The organism is Luteibacter sp. HA06 (genome assembly GCF_054061215.1).
Genome location: NZ_JBSSDZ010000001.1, coordinates 3681155 through 3702205 on the forward strand (window position 1 = coordinate 3681155; position 21051 = coordinate 3702205).

Annotated in this window: 11 protein-coding genes and 1 pseudogene; 1 reads left to right on the forward strand and 11 read right to left on the reverse strand. The window is 62.6% G+C overall.

The window, feature by feature from the left end:
* Window positions 1-24: 24 nt before the first annotated feature.
* From ACVWWJ_RS16985 to ACVWWJ_RS17005, 5 genes are all read right to left on the reverse strand, one after another.
* Window positions 25-540, reverse strand: a complete 516-nt coding sequence (locus tag ACVWWJ_RS16985; RefSeq protein ID WP_456968816.1) for a chemotaxis protein CheW — start codon at window positions 538-540, stop codon at window positions 25-27.
* A gap of 271 nt (window positions 541-811) precedes the next feature.
* Entirely contained in the window at window positions 812-2791 is a 1980-nt protein-coding gene (locus tag ACVWWJ_RS16990; RefSeq protein ID WP_456968817.1) for a chemotaxis protein CheA, read from the reverse strand.
* Between the two features lie 53 nt (window positions 2792-2844).
* Window positions 2845-3207, reverse strand: coding sequence for a response regulator (locus ACVWWJ_RS16995; RefSeq protein ID WP_046968490.1), 363 nt, complete (start codon window positions 3205-3207; stop codon window positions 2845-2847).
* Between the two features lie 10 nt (window positions 3208-3217).
* Entirely contained in the window at window positions 3218-3535 is a 318-nt protein-coding gene (locus ACVWWJ_RS17000) for an STAS domain-containing protein (protein WP_456968818.1), read from the reverse strand.
* A gap of 352 nt (window positions 3536-3887) precedes the next feature.
* Window positions 3888-4055, reverse strand: coding sequence for a DUF4926 domain-containing protein (locus tag ACVWWJ_RS17005; RefSeq protein ID WP_456968819.1), 168 nt, complete (start codon window positions 4053-4055; stop codon window positions 3888-3890).
* Between the two features lie 48 nt (window positions 4056-4103).
* Between ACVWWJ_RS17005 and ACVWWJ_RS17010 the strand changes: the two genes are divergently transcribed.
* Window positions 4104-4592: a contact-dependent growth inhibition system immunity protein gene (locus tag ACVWWJ_RS17010; protein ID WP_456968820.1), complete on the forward strand. Its 489-nt coding sequence runs from the start codon at window positions 4104-4106 to the stop codon at window positions 4590-4592.
* A gap of 367 nt (window positions 4593-4959) precedes the next feature.
* Here ACVWWJ_RS17010 and ACVWWJ_RS17015 read toward each other — a convergent pair whose 3' ends face one another.
* From ACVWWJ_RS17015 to ACVWWJ_RS17040, 6 genes and pseudogenes are all read right to left on the reverse strand, one after another.
* On the reverse strand, window positions 4960-5136 hold the full coding sequence (locus tag ACVWWJ_RS17015; protein WP_456968821.1) for an endonuclease toxin domain-containing protein: 177 nt from the start codon (window positions 5134-5136) through the stop codon (window positions 4960-4962).
* A gap of 42 nt (window positions 5137-5178) precedes the next feature.
* Window positions 5179-6266, reverse strand: a protein-coding gene (locus tag ACVWWJ_RS17020; protein WP_456967568.1) for an IS3 family transposase whose coding sequence is annotated in 2 segments (ribosomal slippage) — window positions 5179-6014 and window positions 6014-6266 — 1089 coding nt in all. Because the reading frame shifts where the segments join, the coding sequence is not laid out codon by codon here.
* A gap of 110 nt (window positions 6267-6376) precedes the next feature.
* A pseudogene (locus tag ACVWWJ_RS17025) lies at window positions 6377-6808 on the reverse strand (integrase core domain-containing protein); the annotation flags it as partial.
* A gap of 565 nt (window positions 6809-7373) precedes the next feature.
* Window positions 7374-7706 carry a hypothetical protein gene (locus tag ACVWWJ_RS17030; RefSeq protein WP_456968822.1) on the reverse strand — a complete coding sequence of 111 codons (333 nt, stop codon included), beginning with the start codon at window positions 7704-7706 and terminating at the stop codon, window positions 7374-7376.
* 107 nt (window positions 7707-7813) lie between these two features.
* On the reverse strand, window positions 7814-19222 hold the full coding sequence (locus tag ACVWWJ_RS17035; RefSeq protein ID WP_456968824.1) for a hemagglutinin repeat-containing protein: 11409 nt from the start codon (window positions 19220-19222) through the stop codon (window positions 7814-7816).
* Window positions 19223-19266: 44 nt separating this feature from the next.
* The gene (locus tag ACVWWJ_RS17040) at window positions 19267-20922 is read right to left on the reverse strand and encodes a ShlB/FhaC/HecB family hemolysin secretion/activation protein (RefSeq protein WP_456968825.1); all 1656 of its coding nucleotides are present in this window, start codon (window positions 20920-20922) and stop codon (window positions 19267-19269) included.
* Window positions 20923-21051 lie beyond the last annotated feature (129 nt).

The following is a 21051-nucleotide window of genomic DNA, read 5'->3' on the forward strand; positions in this document are numbered from 1 at the left end:
AGGGCTACGCGGCGTTCGTTACGCTCAGGCGACGGCTTTGACATCCGTGGAGGCCAAAGCGGCCTCCAGCATCTGTGCGTCCTGCGGCTGGAGCAGGCGATCGACGTCGAGCAAAAGCACCATGCGCTCGGCGACGGACGTGAGTCCTTTCAGGTATTCGGTGTCGACGGTGGTACCCATGTCGGGGACCGGGCGGATGTCGCCCGGGGCGACCTCGACCACGTCGGACACGGCATCGACCACGATGCCGAACTGGCGGCCGTTGACCATCACGATGACCGTGACGGTGGTGGCGGTGTATTCCTCACGTGCCAGGCCGAAGCGCAGGCGCAGGTCGAGCACGGGCACGATGGCACCGCGCAGGTTGAGCACGCCGAGCACATAGCCGGGCGCCTGGGGAATGCGGGTCACCGGCGTCCAGCCGCGAATTTCGCGGACGGCGAGGATATCGACGCCATATTCCTCGTTGCCGAGGTTCACGGTGAGGTACTGCGCGGCCTCTTCAGGCACGGCGGTGGCGGAGCTGGCTTGCTGGTTCATGTCGTTCCCACGGCGGATCGGATCGGCGGTTCGGGACCCCTTCCCTTGGGGTATCGGCCATCGCGGTGGGTTCTTGAGGGCAAATCTGTCGAAAATTGCTCAGGGGATGGGGCTTTGCCACGCCCTTGCCATACCCTTGTGGGAGCCGATTCATCGGCGATCCCGCGGCAGCGGGCCGGGTTGCGGCTAGCGCCCTATCGCCGCTGAAGCGGCTCCCACACAGAGCAGAGCCCACACAGAGCAGGGCCCCTCCAGAAAGGGGTCCTGGCAATCAGGCGGCTTTGCGGCGCGCCTGCATGCGGACCAGGCCGGTGACGTCGGCGATAAGCGCGACGGAGCCATCGGCGAGGATGGTCGCGCCGGAGATACCGGTCACGCGACGGTAGTTGGCTTCGAGCGACTTCACGACCGCCTGCTGCTGGCCGATCAGTTCGTCGACGAACAGGCCGATACGGGTGCCCTCGCCTTCCACGACGATCACGATGCCTTCGTCCACCGCGCGACGCTGCCCGGCACAGCCGAACACGTCGAACAGGCGGACGATCGGCATCCAGTTGTCGCGGAAGCGGAACAGCTCGCCACCGCCGGCCACGCTGCGGACGGTATCCGGCTTGACCTGCACCGACTCGATGATGGACACGAGCGGCACGATGTAGATTTCCTCGCCCACCGCGGCGGTGAGGCCGTCGATGATGGCGAGCGTCAGCGGCAAAGTGATGGTGAACGTGGTGCCACTGCCCTGCACGCTGCGAATGGCGACGGTGCCGCCCAGGTCCATGACATTGCGACGAACCACGTCCATGCCCACACCACGACCGGAAAGGTCCGTAGTCGCTGCGGCGGTGGAGAAGCCCGCCTCGAAGATCAGGTCGCTTACAGCCTCGTCGGACATCCCTTCGCCGGTGGCGATGATGCCGCGCTGGATCGCCTTTGCCACGATGGCGTCGCGATTGAGGCCGGCGCCGTTGTCGGCCACTTCGACGACGATCGAACCGCCGCGATGGAAGGCTTCCAGACGCAGGGTGCCGGTGTCGCCCTTGCCTGCGGCGAGGCGCTTGTCCGGCATTTCCAGGCCATGGTCGATCGCGTTGCGGACCAGATGGACCAGCGGATCGCCGATCTTCTCGAGCACGGTTTTGTCGAGCTCCGTGGTCTCGCCGCGCATGTCGAGCACGACCTTCTTGTCGAGCTTCTGCGCCAGGTCGCGGACCAGGCGCGGGAATCGGTTGAACACCGTGCTGATCGGCAGCATGCGGATGCTCATAACGCTTTCCTGCAGCTCGCGCGTATGGCGGCCGAGCTGGGCCAAGCCATGGCGAAGCATTTCAAGCTGCGAGGCATCGACGCCGTCGTTGAACTGGCTGAGCATGGACTGGGTGATGACCAGCTCGCCGACGAGGTTGATCAGCGTGTCGATCTTTTCGATGCCGACGCGGACCGAGCTCGACTCACTGTTGGCAGCGGGATCGCGCACGGCACGCGGGCCGGCGGCGGCCACAGGAGCAGCCACGGCAACCTCGGCGACCGGCGCCGGAGCGGCAAGGCGCGGCGTGACCGTCAGATCGCAATCGCCGTCCACCCAATCGAACACACCTTCGACAGCGGCGCGCTTGGCACCGGCGTCGAGGCGCAGCGTCCAGCCGAGGTAGGACGACTCGGCGTCCATGTCGGCCAGCGCGGGAAGCTTGCTGGCGTCGCAGGTGACCGCGAGGGGGCCGAGGGCCTCGAGTTCGCGGAACATGCGCGCCGGATCGTTGCCGGACTTCAGCAGGTAATCGAAGGGACGGAAGGCGATATCCCAGCCTTCGACCGCCTCGGCCGGTGCGGCAGCCTTCGCGGCTGCCACGGGAGCCACCGCAACGCCGGAGACCATGGCCGAGAGCTCGGCCAAGAGGGCCTGGCTTTCCGCCGTGGCGGCCGGCTGACCGGTCATCGACAGGGAAAGCATGTCGCGCACGGTGTCGCCCGATCGCAGCAACAGTTCCACCACGGCCTTCGCCATCGGACGGCGGCCGCTGCGGACCTCGTCCATCAGGTTCTCGGCGACGTGGGTGAAGGCGGCGACCTCGGTGAAACCGAACGTGGCCGCACCGCCCTTGATCGAGTGGGCGGCACGGAACACCACGTTGATCAGCTCCGGATCCTCGGCGCCCTCGTCCAGGGCGAGCAGGGCCTGCTCCATGGCGTCGAGACCATCGAGGCTCTCCTCGTAAAACGCCTTGTGGAATTGCGCCAGATCGACTTTGGACATGGGGAGACCCTGGAATTACCGGAACACTGAGGTGGAAACAGACGCGGCTGGGATCAGCCGAGGACGCGGTTGACCGTGGCCAGGAGCTGGTCCGGATCGAACGGCTTGACCAGCCAGCCCGTCGCACCGGCCGCCTTGCCTTCCATCTTCTTTTCCGGGTTCGACTCGGTGGTGAGCATGAGGATGGGGATGCCGCGGTAGTCCGCACGGGTGCGGATCTCGCGAACCATCGTGATGCCATCCATAACCGGCATGTTCACGTCGGCCAGGATCAGGTCGAACTTGTGCACGGCTGCCGAATCGAGTGCCGCCTGGCCGTTGTCGGCCTCTTCGACATCGTGGCCGGCGCCGCGAAGGGTGAAGGCCACCATGCTGCGCATGGAAGCCGAATCGTCTACCGCAAGAATCTTAGCCATCGGAGCACCTTCAGTTCACGCCGGCGCGAGCCGGCAGTTCAATCAATGAGTCAAGGCCCAGCACGGCCACGCCGCGCTGAAGGCTGTCGCTGGCACCGGTCCAGGTCACGGGAAGCCCGGCCGCACGCGCATCGCGGGAAAACGCCGCGAGCAGCTGCAGGGCCGACGTGTCCACCTGGGCCACCGCGGTACCGTCGAGTTCGACGGCATCGCCGGCGGCCAGCGCCTTGAGCAGGGTATCGCGCAAGGCCGGGGCCGCGGCGATACGCAGGTCCGCGTCGAGCGCCAGGGGCGCCCGCGTTGCGTCTTTGGAGGATTTCTTCGCCATCGTCCGATACCGGTTCGGCCCTGGGCGCGTGTCGCCCGGGGGTTCGTTCGATGGTCTTATCGGCCTTGGGGGGAAAAGCTTTAGGGGGTGGTGCTAGCGAGGTTCGCAACCGCCTGGTTCAGGAGAGATATCAAGGGCTCAAGCTCGAGGCTCCATGTGCCGCCGTCGATAGCTGGGTAGATGTCGATCTTGAGGCTCTTCACGGCTCGCGAGATACCTCGGCCAGCTGTCGAGGACCTTGCCACATCTCGAAGACGACATTTTCCCGATCCGGAAGGCTCGCGATATTTGCAGTTAGCTGACTCAGCTTTACTCGACCGGCTCGGTGTCGCCTGATCGTAGTCGCTCGTTTCTACGTGTCAATGACTCGGAGTTGAGATGCGGACAGCGAAAGGAGTGCAATCGTCTGCCCTTGCCCGTCTGAAAACTCGACCTCGTAACCTTCGACTGGCGAGCTATAAACCTCGATAACATATCCGCGCATACCTGCGCGCAACTGCTCGACGGGGATACGTGGCAACGAAGGGCGTGACGTTGAATGTCAAGGTCGTAGCTGGGGAGTGAGAAGATGTTGAAAGAGTCCAAGGCCGCAAGCGTCTCCATGAATGAAAGGTTCATTTGCGTCGAGACCTATTCGGGGCGTGGCCTGATGGGGAGGGATCCTGGTGGTGTGTGCGAATTCCATGGTCTTGATGTGCCTGAGTCCATCCTCGGCGACTCGTTACGTAGAGCTTTAGAAGCGAGTCGGTGGATAACGATGGAGGAGTACCCTGTTTTCTTCGATGGCGAACATTCAAGGCAGGTCAATCAAGCGTGGACTGAGCGCGCCATCGAACGTTTCGGCGGCAGGACGGAAGTTGCTATCTACAAAAAAATGGTCACGTGCTCCGTACGAAGTCAGGATGGCCTGATAATACTCAGGCCGAGTGTTCACGTGAAGCTGAAGGCATGGAGTGGCGATGGTGTATTGCCTTCTGAGTATGTCGAATTGGCGACATCCTCCACCGATGTGGCCCTCGGCGACGGCTTGCGATCGGCTCTTGCTAGGTGTAGATGAAAGCAGATCGCGAAGGGCTGGATTTGATTTAGACTGACGTCGACCTTTTTTCAGGCACTCCGACACTAGACTCGGGCCGCTCGCGATGTTGACCACGCGGTTTCGCCTCGGGAACGCGACAACACGACAACACGAGCCAACTGTGGGCTCGACATATCCACAAATTCCAGCCTGCCCACAGCGAAAGATGCAACGTCGGATATCGCCAACTTGTCAGAGCATCCGGGCACGCCGGCCAGCCCGAGACATATGACTTCCCAACGAAGAAGAGAGGCTTCGTTAAGCACGTTATATGCGGCGTGGATCGTGAATTCGCCAACATTCGCTCTACTGCGGCTTCATAGTCTACAGCACGCTTTATCTGTGCCTATTGCAAGTCTTTTGTGATGTGGGGCACCGCAACCTGAACTTCGCGCGACTGGATATCCGATGCATTGCGATTCTTACCGGAGAGTGAGTACTCAGTAAATCCGGCCACTGCGTCCGCGCTAGTTTTCAGAGATGAGTAAACCTGCTGGGGGTTAACAATGCGCGACGGGGTCATTCGTAAGCTTCCCCGTCAAGCAGACATTTCAAAACTAGAGCATCAGGCGGCTTGTTGACGGTACTCGCTGGGTGTCATGTTGCCCAACGAGGCGTGCGGTCGTTGCTCGTTGTAGTCGATGATCCACCAGTGCGCTGCTTCGCGTACGTCTTCGAGGCGAGCGAAGAGGTGTTGATCGAGGACTTCCTCGCGGAAGGTTCGATTGAACCGCTCAATGTACGCGTTCTGGTTGGGCTTGCCTGGCTGGATGTATCGCAAGGCCACGCCGTTAACCTTGAGCCATTGAACGAAATTCTCGCCCAGGAACTCCGGGCCGTTGTCCGAGCGAATCACCTGCGGCAATCCGTGGTCGCGCTTGATCTGCTCGAAGATGCGCACCAGCCGGGCCGATGTGATCGAGGTATCGACCTCGATGTGCAAGGCTTCCCGATTGAAGTCGTCGACGACATTGAAGGTGCGGAAGCGTCGGCCGCACGCCAGCGCGTCGCTCATGAAGTCCATCGACCAGACAGTGTCCGGATGCCTTGGCACGTAGAGCGCGACCCGCTCGCGCTTGGGAAGCCGCCGTCGCGCAGCACGTCGAAGGTTGAGCTTCATCGCTTTGTAGACTCGGTATATTCGCTTCGGATTCCAGTCCGGACGCGTGCGCCGCAGGATGGCGCAGCACTTCCAGAAGCCGCGACTGGGTCGGTCCTCGACCACCTTGGACAAGGCCGCGATCAGCTCCGCATCACGTACCGCGGGGTCAGCCGGCGGCCGGTAATACGCGGCGCGAGAAAGCCCGACGCATTCACAGGACCGGCGGAGCGGGCGCGCATGCACCTCGATGAGGTACTGCACCGCCTCACGCTTGCGCGCCGGCCCTAGAGTTTTTTTGCAATCAGGTCCTTCATCGCGACGTTGTCCAACGCCAGTTCCGCGTACATCCGCTTGAGCTGGGAATTCTCCGCCTCCAGCTCCTTGACCCGCTTCAAATCCGACGCTTCCATGCCACCGTATTTACTCTTCCACTGGTAGTACGTCGCCGAGCTGATCGCTGCCTGTCGGCAGATATCCTTGATCGGCACGCCTGCATCGGCTTGCTTGAGAATGGAGACAATCTGCGTCTCGGTGAACTTTGATTTCTTCATGGATCCTCCGGAGGGAAAGATGCCAGAAGTTCTAGTTCTTGTGTGTCTACCTATTGGGGAAGCTTACGCACTGAAGCGCCCCGGGTTCTGCGGAGGCCGTTTGGTTTAAGTCAGGCTGCTAGCGCGGCCTGCTCGGCGATGTTCCGATAGTAATTTGCTTCAGCCTCTGCGGGAGGGATATACCCAATCGGCGCTAACAATCGATGCTCGTTGAACCATGCGACCCATGTCAGGGTAGCCAGCTCCACTGATTCCTTGGTCTTCCACACCGTTCGGCGATGGATGACCTCGGCTTTGTAAAGGCCATTGATGGTTTCAGCCAGCGCGTTATCGTAGCTATCTCCTTTACTGCCGACAGACGGTTCGATGCCTGCTTCTGCCAGTCGCTCGCTATAGCGCACGGAAAGGCCCTCCGCGTCATCCAGAAGAGTGTGTCCGTCTCGCTCTATCTTCCAAAGCTCGATATATGCGTCAGAAAATACGGCTGCTTGCAATCTGCCCGCTACGAACGACTTCGCGAACTCGAAAATGACTACGCTCATCGCAGCACCATTCTTTGTGAAATCATCGAACCGCCTTGTTCCCGGAGAAGTTTGAATCCGGTGACATAACTACCAGATCGATCCACCGACCTAAGGCACTAAACGTTCCGATCAAGAGGTCAAGCATGCCTTGATGGCCGAGCAATCTGCCGATGCGCAACGCTCAGGAAACGGAAATAACCTGACCTCCGATGCAAACCACGTACGACTCAAGCCCAACGTGGGCTGGAAGTATGCTCATGATGATCCCACTACGGAAGTTCAGCCTCAAACTGTGACCATCCTCTACTGACGATCCGACTACATCGTCATTCAGACACTTGAACATCAAAAGACTTGTATAAGGATCTTCCCCATGGCCGAACTCTACTCCCCTGCTCACCTTCCATCCTAAATGGACACGAAATTATGATCTGCGCTTCCCCAGAAAAGTGGAGGACAAGCGACCCTATTCCAACAAGCACGCCCGAAAGAAAGAATTCCTGCAGTCCTTTAACGTCAGAGTCATTGATCATTTCTTCATGAGGCATAACTGGGATGCCTCACCACTCCTCGCCGTAGTTAGTTACTCACAAGAGCCACTAGCCGAAACACCGAAGTCGACGTATACGTCCTTTACAAGCACGTCCGGATGATCCCCTTTCTCGGGAACATAGAGCACGACGCGCCCTCCATTCAGCGTGTAGCCTAGATCGTCTTCATTCAATGACGAATCTCTCTCCAACAGCCACCCTGCGATGTCAGCTGCCTTCACTCCAAGCACGTTCCTTCCAAAGCAAATAAACTCGTTTGGCCGCATGATCTCGATGCCCTGAAGAACGTCATTCGCGTCGAAGTGAGCATGCACAGAATCCTTACAGTAGACATCAGTCAGGCTCTCGCTGAAGATCGACTTCATGAACTGAAAGGGCCGTTCCCCGAAGAGGACCTGGATATCCGATCGCGTCTGCCCGGAATAGAATCCGAGTAGAATTGTTTTCTCATAATGAAAAATCATAAACGGCCTTACTTTTTAAAATCTTCAGGATTTAATGTTTTCGCGTAATCAAGCATTTGCTGAATATTCGAATCGTACTTGCTTCCGAATTTTGCATGTATGTCGTCGACATCCATCTGAATAGCCTCACTAAGCTTCCCTTCGCTGATGAGCTCTTGCTGTTTTGCTCTGTACGCTTGAGCCGACGCACCCGGCCCGTAGCTAGCAGTCTTGGTATGGTCAGCGGGGTCCATCTTTATTGCCGGGCCGTCTTGGCTACTCACGAGTGATCCAGCATAGCAAGACTTCGCCGGACAATGATGTGAGTCAAATCCGTCGTTAACTGGTTTGCTCGTATCACGATGAGCGCCTCCGAGCGTATCGGCGGAACTCGCGTCACCATCCATGTGCGAAGATCCGATGCTGGCAATAGCGTTGTCAGCGTCCTGCACCTTATCCGAGAACCCGCTCGACTGCGCAACGATCGACTTCGCCGTATCCTTAATGGCGCCGCCGATCACGGACAAACTGGTATCCACTGCGACAGAAGCGATGACATTCGACGCAGGATGCACCACTCCCAGTTGCTCAGGAGTCTGCGCTGCGAATCCGTACGTACCGATCCACTGCGCCGTTGGGTCGACCAGGTACTCCTGTTTGACCGCCTGAATCTGGCCTGTGATACCCGACTTGTCGAGCACGAGGCCAATCCCGAACTTGGCTGGACCGCCAGTGGCGACTGCCACCATGTAGCCCAGTGCCTCTGCATTGTCTGCGCCAATCCAGTTGACGGCCTTCTCAACGCCCATTTCACCGTTGGAAACGACGCCTGTCAGTGCTACGCCAGCAGCCTGACGAATGCTGCCACTGATCTCACCCGCCGTCCTTTCCTGTGCCGACACGGGAGCTGCGTCTTCCACTGATCCTGTAGCCAGGTTTTCGACGGAGCCAACCGTGACCGAACCCGCGATAGTCGTAAGGACTTGTGCTTTTTCCGCGTCGGTGAGGTCCTTGAACGACCTGTCGTTGAACTCGTGCATGGATGTGGCTTCAATGACTGCCATACCATCCAGGTTCGCTTCAATACCAGGCACCGTCTGTATAGCGGCCAGTGCCCCTGGGTCTGCGCCAGCCTTCATGGCCTCGTCCATCAGGCGCAACTTGGCTTTCGCGACCATATCGTCGCCGCCCGTGGCCGCCACCAATGCATCGCGCCCCCACTGCATGGCCTGCGCGCGACCGTCGCGATAGTCGTAGAAGCCATTGGTTTGCGCGACGTTCGCCGTCGCTGTGCCGGTAGTGCCACCGCCGACCAACGTGCCAGCACCGTATCCCAAACCGATGGCGGCAAGACTCATCAAGCCACTCTTCTCGGCTACATCCGCGTCAATGCCATTGCGATGGAATCCGGCACTGAGCGCCGACAGAAACTGATCGTCGGCCAATGCTCCCGCCGCTGCGCCCGCAACGTTACCTCCCCCGAGATAGGCCGATACGGTGCCGACCATAATGTCTGCAGCGATCTTGTACGATCCGCCGTCGCTCCAATGGTTCATGTCTGCCATCGCGCTATCGCGCATAGCCAAGGCAGCCGCTCTCTCATCGTCGGTGGATGCGGACTGGTACGCCACCGACGCTTGCTCGAGGCGCGAATGCGCATCTTCACGCTCATCCTTGACGACCGTCTTGGTGACTGAATATCCGAGCTGACCTGCCGTTTGAAAGAGCTCTTCTTTCTCAGCGACCTTCTTCGCGTCGAAAATTGGATTTAGGCCACCGGCATCGATATCCGGCTTGCGATCCAATCCACTCAGGTCGGTGTCCGGCTGATTGCGAACGACGATGGCCCCTTCTGCTATGCCAGCGCGAGTCGTGCTATTGGCGTCTTTCGACTGCGGCAGACCGATGCTTCCTGAAAATCCTCCGCTTCCGGCGGAGATGCCACCGCTGACCGAGTGGTAGTCCGCTTTGTTTTCAATATCGCTGTACGTGAGAGACCCGGTACTCAGCGCGTTCTTGGCTGCGTCCGCAGAACTTGCGATGACGCCGCCCTTCAGGTCGGTGTTCCCTCCGACATAGATGCTGTACCCGCCGTTTCCGGCTCCGATGCCACTGACTTCATCAACGCTTTTGTAATTGCTTGTCGTCTTACCAACAGCGATGCTGACCTGGCTTCCGTAGCCGTACACATAGGTGCCACCCACCTGCCAGTACTGACTCGCATAGTCATTCGTAGCTTGCTGGCTGGCGATGTTGAGGTCGCCACCAATCGCTGCTACCACGGTCTCGCCCTTGGCTTGAGCGCCGAGAATATTGGTGTCGTTACCGGAGACGATGCTCAGCGTGTCCGAAGCAGTGACAGACGTATTTGCATTCGTTGTGCCGTTACCGTGCGCCATGCCCTTGCCGACACTAGCCGTGACATAGATGCCCGTCTGGCTTCCGACACTCAGCCCGATCTCGCCGCTGGCATTCGCGCTGCTACTCTTCTGCGTGTGCGCCTCGAGCTGACTCAGAAGATTCAGGTCGCCGGTGGCAGCAAGGGCGACGTCCTTTCCGGAAATCTGGCTGCCAATGACGTTGAGGTCTCCGTTTGTCGCAACGATTGCGACATCCCCATCGCTACGGATTGTGCTCCCCGCCGTCGTATCGTCGTGGGTAGTCGAATGACTGTTCGCCGTACTCGCTCCGAGGCCAACGCGAAGGCTGATACCCGTTGCTTTCCCGGTGCCTTCCGCGCCATCGTCGCCCGCGCCATCACCCGCAGCGGCACCCGACTTGATCCCCGAAGCAGCGTCATAGGCATCCACCCCAGCCTGAACCGCATACAACGCCTTCAGCCGATCATCATCCACCTGCCCCGCGCGGTGCGCCGACGCGTACGCGCCCTGCACACTATCGGCTACGCCCCCGGTAAGCCCAACATTAATCCCCCCGCTATGCACCGACTGCGTCTGCCGCGTATCGACCGAGCCAAGCCCGGCGTCGATCGTCACGTTCTGACCGATGATCGACGTGCCCGTATGGCTGAGCACGTCCGAGCCCGTGATATGGACATCCTGCCCCGCCGCCAGCGTCACCCGACCATCGGTGCTACCGATGAGGCTCCCCGTCGAGTCGACCTGGGTGACGTCCAGCGTGCTCTTCTGCTTCTGGTTGCCGATGGTGACGCTCAGACCATTCTGGATGAAGCCCGAGGTCGATACGCTCTGTTCGTGACCTTCGGCATGCGTGCTGAAGCCCGTGCCGATGATCAGGTCATGGCCGGCGGCGAGCGTGACATCATGGGTGCCGGCGATCTGGGCGGCTTGGGTCGTGACGTCGTGGTTCGCCGTGATCGTGACGGAATCGCCACTGATCGTCGTGCCTACGGCGACGCGGTCCTCGCTGGTGTCGAGGTTCTTGCGGGCCTGGGTTTCGTAGTTCCAGTCGGTCGGTAGCAGACCACGAGTCATGCCGGAACGCTTCGTGGCGCTGCTGTGGCTCTCGTCGTAGACGTCCTCCCCGGCCAGCAAGTTAACGTCATGGCCTGCGGACAGTGCGATGTTGCCGTTCGCTTCGACCTTGGCAGCCGTGGCCGTGAGGTCGTTGCCCGCGACCAGATGCACATTGTCGCCGCTCAGACTGGTGCCGACGGCGTACGTCTGCGAGACGTCGTCATGGGTGACTGTGGTCTTGCTGCTGAGCAGACCGCTCTTCTTTTTCTTGGTATCGGTAACAACCTCGTGCGTTTCGCCTTCGGCATTGAGCGTCAGGTCGTGTCCGGCCGCCAGGGTGAGATCGCCAGCCTTCGTGCCGATGGTTGCCGCATCGAGCGTGGCGTCGTGACCTGCGGCGATCTGCACGCCCGTCCCGGCATCCACCGTCACCCCACGCACCGTCTCGTCGGTAGTCGTCTGGGTGATGTGCTTCTTGCCTTCTTTCCAGCTCGCCGTGGTCGTCTGGCTATCTGTCACCGCCGTCATGTTCAGGTCGTTGCCAGCCTGCAATGCCGCGGCGCCGCCCGCCTTGATCTGGGTGCCTTCGAGTGTGGCGTCGTGACCTGCCGCCACCGCCAGGTTGCCACCGGCATCGAGGCTCGTCACATCGTGCGTGGTCTTGGTCGACGTTCCGTTCGTGGTCGCCGTGAGCGACAGGTCGTGACCGGCCAGCAGGGCCATGTCGCCGCCCGCATTGAGCGAACTGGCCTGCGCGCTGAGATCGTGGCCCGCCTGGACCACGAGCGATCCGCCCGCATCAACGGTGCTTCCCTGGGTCTGCGTGCTCCAGCGGGTGCCGCTCTGCACGGCGCCCAGGGTCAGGTCATTACCTGCCTGAAGTGCGGCGTTGCCACCTGCCTTAACCGTCGTCGCCGAGAGGTTCAGATTGTTCCCTGCAACCAGCGAGATATCCTTCCCCGCAATAAGCGTCAACCCCTCAGCCTGCGTCCCCGTAATCGAACTGCTCCACTGATACGGATGCGTCGTCGTAAGGCTCGACTCCAGCGACAGATCGTTCCCCGCCGCAAGCGCCAGGCTGCCGCCCGCCGAGACACCCTGCCCCGCGAGCGTGAGGTCGTGCCCGGCAGAAAGCAGCGCATCGCCGCCCGCGGTCACCGTGGTGTGATCGAGCGAAAGGTTGTTCCCCGCGCTGATCTGCAATCCCTGCGTCGCGGTAATGCTCGCTGCATCCATCCCGCGGCCAACCAGCCCACCCACGTTCTCAGAACGAATATCGCCCCCGGCAATCAGGCTAACGCCCGCGCCATCAATACGACCGTTGATGTTGGTGATGTTGTTCGTCGCTGCGATCGCAGTGAGCCCGTCACTGGAAATGCGCCCGGTGTTCAACAGATCCTGCGCGGTCAGCAGCGTGCTGTTCTGACCTTGAATCAGGCCGCCGTTGGATAGCGAACCCGATGCATCGATGCTCACGTCCTTACCCGCGATGACGGAACCCTGCGCAGTGAGCCCGAGGTTGCCGTTCGCGAGGTAAACCACCGGCACCAGCACTTCGTGGCCATCCACGTTCTGCTGCACCATCCAGACGACGTCCTGGGTGAGCGCACTCACCTGGGCAGCAGTAAGCGCCACGCCCACGCTGAGATTCATCGCCTGGGCGACGTGCGTGGCGTTGTCCATCAGCGACTGGTATTCCTGCAGGCCGCTGCTGTAGTCGGAAAGATAGGCGCGACCGGTGAGCTGGGTCACCTGGTTGACTACCAGCTCCTGCTCGTAGAAGCCGTCACCCAGCCGCATCATCGTGCGCGACGGATCCAGGCCAAGCTTGTCCAGCAGGTATTCGCTGCTGATGAACTGGCTGTAGTCGACGAACCGCGAATTGGTCTCGATCAGGTAGTTGCCGCTGGGCGCGTGGCCGAGCAAGGCCGCCAGATACGCGTTGCCGCGGAGACCGACCGAGCGCGCGGAGGCTACTGTCGACAGCGCGCTGGCGTCGACGCTGGCAGCCTCACCGCGAATGCTGTAGATGCCGCCGGTCGGCAGCGTTACGCCGGCGAGTGGCTCCCCCGCGCCGCCCAGCACCTGAGGTGCATGTCCCGTTGCCGGATCGATTTGGGCGCCGACAGGCAAGCCGGTCGCGCCCTGGGCATTGCCCTTGTTCAACGAGGAAAGGCCGATCGCCTGCGCATTCGGGTCCAGGCGCGTATTGCCCACCTGGCGACCATCGGGTGTCACGCCGCCGTTGGAGACGTTCACGCCGCCGATCGACACGCCCTGCGCGCCGGACATCACCGCGCCAAGCGCCGTGTAGTTGTCATGAATGTAGTCGGCCGGGTTGGTGTCCGGACGGTACGAATACGACTCCTTGGCGTTCTCCGGGTTGTTGTTGCAAAGACTCTGGTCGGTGCCGCAGCCGATGTGATGCGTCACGGCGACTGACTGGATGGTGCGTCCCGCAGCCAGCGAATTATTCGCCACAGTCTCGTTACCGAAGACCATGCCCGTACCGCCGCCCGCCCCCGCCTGGTTCACCGCGAGGAAACCGGCCGCCGCAATCGTCGAGGTGCTGTTATTCACCGAGCCGTAAAGCGAGATGTTGCCACCGGCGACGATCTGCGACTGCGCGCTGGCCGCGGAGACCACGGTCTCGTCGATCGTGTGGTACTCGGTGTAGGTCTCGTATTCCTGCACCTTGTTGATCGCGTACTTATAGTCCGACCGTGGCAGGGGCTGCGACGCGTCGGATTCCGCCTGCGTCAACGTGTGGCTGCTGGAATCCAGCACGCGCCGTACGTTGTTGATCTGGTTCGCCGCCAGCAGGATGCTGCCCTGCGCCTGGATCGAGCCTGAGAGGTTATCGATCCGAGCCGCGCGCGTATCGAACAGGCCCTGCCCGTTACGTGCCGCGCCAGCCACATTGATGTTGCCGAGGCTGAAGATCTGCGCGTCACGGTTGAGCAGGTAGTTGGTGTAGATGTCGACACTATTGGTCGCGGCGATGGTCCCGCTCTGGTAGGCGGCATTGTCCGTAGCGTGGCCAAGGTCGGCGCCGTTGATCACGGTGCCGGCCTGGATCGTCACGTCGCCGCCCATGATGCTGCCGGTGTTGTTCACCATCCCGGCATGCAATCCGACCGTGTTGCCCTGGATGCTGCCCGCGTTGGTGATCGTGCCGCCGGTGTTGAGCTGGGTATTGGCCGAATCGAGCAAGGCGCCCGCGCTGTTCGTGATGTTGGACGCGCTGACGGTCAGCCCATTGACCGCCTGGATGCTGCCGTTGTTGACGAACTGGCCGTCTACGGCGAGGTTGAAACCGCCATTCGCCTTGATGCTCGAACCTGCAGCCTGGATGTAATCGCCCGCCAGGTGCATGCCCAGGGTGTTGTTGGCGACGATGCTGCCCTGCCCGACGAGGTTGCGGATGTCGAGCACGACGTTACCGACGCCACTGACGCCGTCGATACCGGCCTGCACCGTGCCGTCGCTGTTGTCGAGGCTGGCCAGCGTGAGGTTGAGCTGGCGGCCGGCAGTGATCTTGCCGCTGGCGTTGTACGCCGCCGCGCCCGCATTGACGAAGCTGAAGGTGTTGCCCGCGTAGACATTGCCGCTGGTGTTGTCGAGTTGGCCCGTCCCGAGGGTCAGGTTGTTCGCCGCGACCAGCGTGCCGCCCTGAGCATTCGACACCGATGCCGCAGAGAGACTGGCGTCTCCTTGCCCGCCCATCGTTCCGCCACGGTTGTCGATACCGCCGGTGGACGTGAGCTGGGTAAGCGCGCCGCTCGCGTTGGCGATGCGGCCGCCCACGTTGGAGATCGAGGCAGAATTCAGCGTTGTCGCGCCGTTGGCCTCGATCCGGCCCGCATTGTTGTTGAGGCCGTTGGCCGCACGGAGATCGAGCGCACCGCGGCTTTGCAGGAGACCGCCCGTGTTGGCGAGCGTATCGGTAGCCTGCACGCTCAGCTGCGCGGCCGAGATGTTGCCCGCATTGACGAGCCTCGCCGTGGCGATCGTGGCAAGGCCGCCCGCAGCGATGGTGCCGGTGCCGTTAACCAGCGTTCCACCGACGCCCAGCGTCACGGCTCCCGGCGCAGACTGAATGGTCCCGCCGCTGTTGGCGAGACTGCCTGCCGTCAAAGACAGATTGCCGCCCGTAGCCTGCATGAGGCCGCCGGCATTGTTGACGCTGCCCGTTGTCGTGACGCCGAGCGTGTTGCCCGAGATCGCGCCATTGCTAAGGTTGCTCAGCGATGCTGCCGAAACCACGGTCGCGTCATGGGCGTTGATCAGCCCGCCATCATTGACCAAGGCCGTGCCCGCCGTGACGCGCGTCGCTCCGTTACCGGCGAGCGTGCCCTGGCGGTTGTCGATGTCCTGGTCGGCGCTGACGTCGAGCTGGCCTGTCCCGGCCAATTGCACCGTGCCGCCGGTGTTGACGAGTCGACCACCGTGCAAGGTGAGGTCGTTGCTGTTCGTGGCGATGGCGCCACCGCTGTTGTCGAACGTCCCAATGGTGCTGATCGTCAGGGCCGTGTTGCCCTTCTGCAGCAGCTTGCCACGGCTGTTGTCGATCGACCCCGCCTGAAGCAGGAGCGCATTCGCCTGCAGGCGTGCGTCGTGGCCATCCGTGCCGCGGTTGATCAGCGCACCACTCGCCTGCGCCGTCAACGCACCGCCCGCCGCAAGGTCGGCGGCGGTGTGGTCGATATTTCCGGCCCGGGCGATCAGGGTGGCGTCGCCACCGGCGCGTTGCGTGCCGGAGAAAAGGTCGAGTGCATTCGCCCGCGCGTCGAGCGTACGGCCGGCGAGAAGGCTGCCATGGGCGGTAAGCGTGTTATTGGCGAGTACGTGCAGGTCGCCGACGGTATCGAGTGTGCCGTCGGCCTTGACGCCTGCCGCAAGCACGCCAGCGACGTCTACGCTGCCGCCATGAATGGTCAGGTCGCCCGAGGACAGGGTGCGGCCATCGTTCTTCACCGCGGCGCCGCTGAGCGAAACCGCGTCGGCGGACAAGGTTCCCGCCTGATTTAGCGCCGCCCCGCTGGTGAGCGTCGCCGTGTGAGCCGTGATGTCGCCTTGCGTGACGATGTCGCCGGCGGCGTTGAGGGCGAGGTCGGTAGCCGCCAACTGGCCGTTCTGCCGAATAGCGCCCGATGCCGTTGCAACGACGCCCGACGCCGACGACACGACACCGCCAAGCGTGAGGTCGCCCTGCCGCGCTTCGAGATGCAGGTCGCCCTGCTGGGTACCGAGCGTTCCGGTCGAGCTGACGCTACCACCGCGCAGATCGACACTCTTCGCGACGATCTTGCCGGCGTTGTTCAGCGCGCCGGTCACGTCGATGGTGATGTCCTGCGCGCTGGAAAGCGACGCCGCCGCGCCTAGCGTGAACGTATCGGCGGCGATGTTGAAGGCCTGCCCCGTATAGAGGCTGCCCTGGTTGTCCAGCGCCGTGCGGGCGTGAAGATCGAACGCGCCATCGGTGGCGATGGTGCCGGTGTTGCCGATGCGGTTGGCCGTGATCGCAAGCGCCGATGAAGCCAGCAGCGAGCCCGCGTTCTGGACGTCGCCTGCCGTGTCGATAGTCAAGGCACCGCCGGCCTGCGTCGTACCGGAGAGTGCCAGATCGCCCTGCGCCTTCAGCGCGAGGTTCTTCGTGCTGGCGAGCGCGCCGGCGTTATCGACGCGGCCCGCCGTGACCGACAGGTCGCCGTTGCTTTGCAGCTTGCCATCGGCGGTCTGCAAAAGCGCGCCATCCACACGAACGTCGCCACCACCCTCGGTGGCGATGCTGCCGCGATTGTCGAGGTCACCCGCCGTATGCAGGTCCAACGTGCCACCGGCACGCACGCTGCCGATGTTGTGCAGGTCGTGTCCCGCGTCGAGCGCCAGCGAGCCGGTGACGGAGGTATCGCCGGCAATCGAAAGATCGCCCTTCGAAGCCAGCGTTGCCGAGGTCGCATTCATCGAACCGGACTGCGACAGCGCGGCAGCGGACGTCGCTGCGAGACGACCGGCTGCAACCGTCGTGCCTGCGAGCGCGAGGTCGCCCGCGGTCGTGACGAGGGACACGTCGCCCGACGTTGTGCCCAACTGACCGCTGCTGCGCAGGCTGCCCGCGCGAACGTCGAGACCCTGGCTGCCGACGATGCTGCCCTGATTATCGAGAAGGCCGACGCTCGTAAGCTTCAAAGCCCCCGCGGCGGTCATTTGGCCGGCCTGCGTCTGGCTGATGCTGGAGCCGTTGAGGGCGAGGACCTTTTCGGCGTGGATGCTACCGGTGTTGTCGAGCGCCCCATCGGCACTCACCGTGAGGTTGCCATCGCCATGCAACGAACCGCTATTGGAAAGGTCGCCCAGCGTATGAAGCTGTGCATCGCCGCGTGCGTAGAGTTCGCCGCTGTTATCGAGCGATTGCGCCACGGCATTCAGTCCGTTGACGGTGAGCTGGCCTCGCTGGCGCACAGCGCCCTGCGCGCGAAGGTTCAGCGTGCCCGCCACAACGGAGTTGCCAGCCAACAGCATGTCAGCCGTGCTGGTAACTGATGCATCGCCCTGCTGCGTACCCAGCTCGCCATGACTGACGATGTCCGCCGCGTTCACGGTCAGGTTGCGATTGGCGACGAGGCTACCGCCGTTACTGAGGTCACCCGCGGTCACCACCGAGAGGTCGGTACCAGCGAAGGCGACGCCGCCGGTCTGATTGGCGAGACGTGCCGCCTGCAGATCGAGACGACCGCCGGAGAGCACGGTCGCCGCATTGTTCAACTGGTTCGCTGCGCGCACGGCAACATCGCCACCACCCTGCACGGCGCCGGCGAGGATTGCGTCCCCGCGGCTCGCGATAGACAACGCGCCCGCTGCATCCACGATACCACTGCTGTTCACCGCGCCCGCATCGAGCGTAAGGCCGCTCCCCGCATGCAGCGTGCTTGCCGCTGTCGTCTCGAAGAGGCCGGCCGTCGACACGTAGCCGCTTCCCCCGAGCCCGTAAATCGTGCCGTCGTTGTGCAGCGTGCCCGAACGCAGGTCGAAGGACTGCCCGGCGTAGAGCTGGCCGGTATTGCTCAGGTTGCCCGGTGTCGAGATGGCTACATTGTTGGAAGCGACTGTCGTTCCGCCGAGGCGCACCTCACCCGCGCTGGTCAGTTCGAGATCCCCTGCCTGCGCGGCAATGGCGCCGCTGCTGACCACGCCCACGCCCGCTTCGGTGCCAACGAGACGGATCTTCTCCGCATACATGCCACCGAGGGCCGCAACGTCGATCGCCACCGCCGGACGACTGGCGTCGGCCGCATTCGCGCGCACCCCACCGTCGGCGTAGTTGGCATCATTGCTGCCCGTGACGACGTTGAGGTCCTTCGCCCAGAGCTGACCGTTCACCTGTACCGCGCGAGCGATGATGTCGGTGCGGTCGGCGACGGAGCCGTCGAGGCCGCCACTGCCGACGGTGATGCTGCCGCCAGTAACGTGAAAGGCGTCGAGGCTGCCGCTGCCACCGAACACGGGCGTGCCGGTGGTAAGCGTAAAGCGCTGGCTATTGATGACGCCGCAGCCGTCGCAGGTGATGCCGTACGGGTTGGCAATCACGACGGGTGCAGCCTGTCCACCGACTTCGATGTAGCCGCGCAGACTGCTGGGGAGCGCCGAGGTCACCTCGTTGAGGATCAGCGAAGCCGCGCCACCCTTGAGGTTATCGTTGCCGGCGATGTAACCGCCCAGCTGCGTACGGACGATGCCGGCGCTGTTATTAAGGATGACGCCGCGCTGGTCGACGTCGAAGCGCTGGTATTTGTTGTGCGACACGCCGCGCGCGTTGGGCGCGACGATGTCCACGACCGGCACGCCGTTCGCTGCCGAGTCCATCCGCGGACGGTTCGCTCCTGCGGCCGCATCGGGCACCTGCTGCGCCCACGACACCACCGGGATGCCTACCGTCGCCAGGGCGATTGCCAGCACCAGGCTGCGGATCGCCATCATCGTTCCCTTGATCGTCTTCATGACTATCCTCGTATCGGCCGCCCGTCTGGACGCCCCTGCCCGTTTCAGTACTGGTAGATGAGCTGGAAGCCCGTCGTCGGTTGTGCGGTGTCGAACCCGCGGGGCGCATGGATGCGTCGTCCCGCAAAGAGATCCCAGCTCAGGCCGCTGTAGCTGCCACGCAGGCCAAGCACTGCGCCGGTAAGTTGGCGTTGCCCCGCCCGCGTCGAAGGCCCGGCGACGCGGCCGATATCCGCGCCCACGTAAGGCGCGACCATGCCGAGCGGCAGCGTGAGGGTGTTGCGCAGGTAGGCACCGCGTTCGCCTGCCAGCGTCTGTTCGCCGTCGAAGCCGCGCACCGAGTAGCGCCCGCCGATGGTGATGAGTTCGGCGGAGGGAAGATGGTCGGTGGAGCGCTGCATGCGCAGGCTACTATCCCAGATCGCCTGGAGGCTACCGAGCACCAAGGGCTTGCTCAACGAGAGGTCGAGCGTGGTCAGGCCGTAGCGGTTGGTCGGATAACCGACCTGCGGGTCGTAGCCGATCCACTGGCTGCCGAACCAAGGCGTGCCACGCTGGTAGCCGAGCCGCGCGTCGATCTGCGCCTGGCCGATGTAATGACGGTGTACCAGCGCCAGCTCCGCACTGGCGACGCGCTGACGCTGGATGCCGACTTCCACGCCCTGGATGTAACTGTGCGCACTGCGCGCGGCCAGACGCATTTCGAGCGAGGTCTTGCTCGACGTGCCGCGTGTCAGCAGACGCTGCACGGTAATGTCGCTGGAAGTGGAACTGCCCGTCGAGCGGAAGCGGTTGTCGAAGCCTTCGATCCACTGCTCGTAGCGATACGTCGACACCGAGCCACTGAAGGTCCACCAGCCCAGCGGCACGCTATAGGTTGCGTTCTCGCTGAACGTGCTGCCGCCGTCGGGATGGGTGAACAACGCGTGCCCGGCGCCGATGGTGAACAGGTCGTTCCAGCCGAACGGATTGTCCAGCGAGAAGTTGAGGTTGCCCTGGTAACGGCCCGTGCCCTTGAGGCCGGAGTCGCCTGTGTCGACGACGACATGCCAGCGGCGCGTGGTGTGCACCGTGAGGACGACATCGGATTCGCCGACTTCCTCACCGGGCGCGATGTCCATCGTTACATCCTGCGAGGGCACGCGCTTGAGTTGCTCGAGGCCCTGCTCGATCGCGTGGAGGTTGAGCAGGTCACCCTCGTGGATCGGGAACGCCGTACGCCAGTCGAGCGCGGGCGAGCCTTCCGCGAACCGGACATGCCGCAGGATGCCCGGCACGAGGAGCATGCGGAGGTGGCCCTGGGAAATGTCCTGCGCCGGCACGCCGACCCGCGTCGTGACGTAGCCACGCGCAATGAGCAAGTTGGACAGACGATGCTGCAAGGCTTCCAGGCCCTCGCGGCCGACGCACTGGCCGACGAAACGGTCGAGGTAGCGTTGCGCCCAAGCGAAATCCGCCAGCCGCTCACCTTCGAGCCGAAGGCTTTGCAGGGGAAAGCATGGGGTCTCTTTTGGCAACGGCGCATCCACCCGCTCGACCTGGGTCGGCGGTGGGGCCTGGAATGGCGCCTGCTGGCGCTCGGTTTCCTTCTGATCGAGCTGCTGCGCGCGACGTAGCTGCTCTTGCTTGTCCAACGTGGTCTGCTGCGCCGCCACGGTAACGCTGGCACCGCCCGCAAACAGGAAAATCAGCCCGTACACCGTTGTGCGCCAACGGTCATCCCCTGTAACCCGCATCTTGCCACTACTCCAAACCGTCCTTGTTCATCGTGCGCGGCGCCCTTTCGGGGTCGCTGCGCACGGCTCTTCAATGAGCCGTTTCGGCAGGGA